Below are 2,337 nucleotides of genomic sequence, written 5' to 3' on the forward strand. Positions count from 1 at the left end.
TTTATCAAATTTTTTGAAGTACATTTTCTCTAACGCATCCTCCAATTTATACAACTTCTTTGGTGGGATATAAGCCTTATCCCATTTCCAATTCGTTAAATCATATTTACCAATATCCACAATTTCTCTTACTTCTTCAATGGATAAGTTTAATACGTTTCTTAATTCGTCAATTTTTTTATATTGCTTTTTTCTTCTGATTGCAGAGGGTAGATTAATTGAAGAAATTATCGCCATAGACAAGAAAAACGAAGTCCATTCCCAGTAAAAGCTATAAACTTTACACAAAAAAGTGCGAACAAACCTATTAACCCCAAAATAATCGAATATAGCATATCTATTTTCTCATTTTTAGTCATTACTCGCATGAAAATCACCTCTTAAATTGTCCCTTTTTTGATATCACAAAAGTTCATCATGACTTCCTGTACGTGTCATTGTTAAGATTAAATTTTTGTCGTCAATCTTGTAAATTAGTAACCAGTCGTTATCTAAATGTAGTTCTCTGTAACCTTTCCAGTTCCCTTTTAAAGCATGGTCTTTATATTTTCTTATCAATTCATCTTGGTTGTTTGTGACAAGCAACTTAACTACTTTTTCTAACTTTTTCATATTGTAGTGTTTTTTCACCATTCTTTTATAATCTCTTTTGAATATAGAAGTGTACTCAATCGTCAGCATTTAAATTCTCCATCAGTTCTTCCGCTGAATCAACTTTTGTTGTCAATCCATTTTCTACTTCATAGCGAGCAATAACATTTTCAATGGGTTCTCTACTTGGTTGAAAAGGCAAACGTTGTTCTCGCACGCTTTGCTTTAGGAATATTGTAACAGCTGTGGTTAAATCCATTCCCATATCTTTATAAACTTCTTTTGCTTGCTGTTTTAAATCGCCATCAATCCGAATATTAAGTCGTGATACAGTCATGAAATCACTTCCTTTCTTTAAAGTAAGTATACCACGTTGCAATCACAACGGCAACACGTTGGCATTTTTTATTTATCACTTCCTATACGATTACATGATGAACATCAAAAAGAGGAAGCGGGTTATCGCTTCCTCTACAAGTATTATCGACTTCTAATTTTAATTCATTCGTGTATCGTTTTTTTACATAAGGGGTCAGTGAAAGATTCCGGGGAAATCATACGTTAAGTAACATTTCTGTAACAATTGACGGTTGTCTCATAAATGATGGTTTGTGAGACTTCAAAAAGAAGCAATAACTAAAAAAGAGGAATCCTTTAAACTAAGGGTTCCTCTTTTCTCATAACCCATCTCAATTCAACGTCTCATATACGACCGTTTATGAGACAATACAGAAAACGAACCAAAGAACGGAGTGAGAAACGTGTAGTTCAAAAATAAAACCGTCGTTTTCACAGGTACGCTGCAAACCTTAACCCGGAAGCAAGCACAAGGGCTAGTTTATTCCTTACATGGGCATTGTCAGTCCCCAGTGACGAAACAAACCGATATGCTCGTTTGTTTCGTCACTACACAAAATCATTATTGAACAGTCAGAGTATACAATCAAAGAACAAACCGCACGTGAACTGATTGAACAAGGATAAGACCTTCTCATTTTATCCGAAGTAGCGTTCTATGAATGTGTTATTGAACAGCTGCAACAAACAAAAAAGAATTTGGAGTGAACAAATCAATGAAACGTTTTGGTTATGCACGAGTAAGCACAAAAGGACAAGATTTAACAAGACAGTTAGATTTACTGAACAAACAAAATTGTGATGAAATCTCACGGAAAAACTATCAGGAACGAAAGCAAACAGACCTGAATTGAATCGTCTAAAAGACAAAGCACGTGCAGGAGATATGAGATATGATTATCGCAGAAAGTTTTTCTCGCCTAGGACGTTCGACAAAAGACTTAATCGAACTAATCAATTTTTTTCAAGAGCAGGACAATTCTGTTCTTTCTCTAAAAGAAAACTTTGACACAACAACGCCACAAGGAACGTTGATGATGACCGTTTTTCAAGCCTTTAGTCAGTTTGAGCGAGACCTTATCGTCCAGCGAACCAACGAGGGGCTAGCGAGCGCTAGAGCAAGAGGACGAAAAGGTGGACGTCCGAGAACAAATCCAGCAGACTTAGAACGTGCCTTGAAACTTTATCATTCAAATGAGTACTCTTTTAAAGAGATTCAAGCAATGACAGGGGTTAGTAGTGCAACTATCTACAGAAATTTAACCACCTGTTAAAAGCAATAAGTGAATATAATAATTATTAGTGTCTTTGCTGTTAGGCGCTCGGGCCCCCAATAGAGCTTTTGGGGTATAAAGGGGTACATGGAACAGCGCACCCAGATTAATCTTT

General features: G+C 35.8%; 2 protein-coding genes and 2 pseudogenes. 1 reads left to right on the plus strand and 3 read right to left on the minus strand.

The annotated features are described in order from the left end of the window. From ECA01S_RS14650 to ECA01S_RS13710, 3 genes and pseudogenes are all read right to left on the minus strand, one after another. A pseudogene (locus tag ECA01S_RS14650) lies at positions 1-237 on the minus strand (hypothetical protein); the annotation flags it as partial. Between the two features lie 165 nt (positions 238-402). Then, the gene (locus ECA01S_RS13705) at positions 403-681 is read right to left on the minus strand and encodes a type II toxin-antitoxin system RelE/ParE family toxin (RefSeq protein WP_010746334.1); all 279 of its coding nucleotides are present in this window, start codon (positions 679-681) and stop codon (positions 403-405) included. After that, entirely contained in the window at positions 668-928 is a 261-nt protein-coding gene (locus tag ECA01S_RS13710) for a type II toxin-antitoxin system RelB/DinJ family antitoxin (protein WP_010746335.1), read from the minus strand. Before ECA01S_RS13710 ends, ECA01S_RS13705 begins: the two co-directional genes overlap by 14 nt. Positions 929-1,664: 736 nt before the next feature. Here ECA01S_RS13710 and ECA01S_RS13715 point away from each other — a divergent pair. Continuing rightward, positions 1,665-2,222 (plus strand): annotated as a pseudogene (locus tag ECA01S_RS13715) (recombinase family protein). Positions 2,223-2,337: the final 115 nt, after the last annotated feature.

The organism is Enterococcus canis NBRC 100695, assembly GCF_001544375.1.
GTDB lineage: Bacteria > Bacillota > Bacilli > Lactobacillales > Enterococcaceae > Enterococcus_H > Enterococcus_H canis.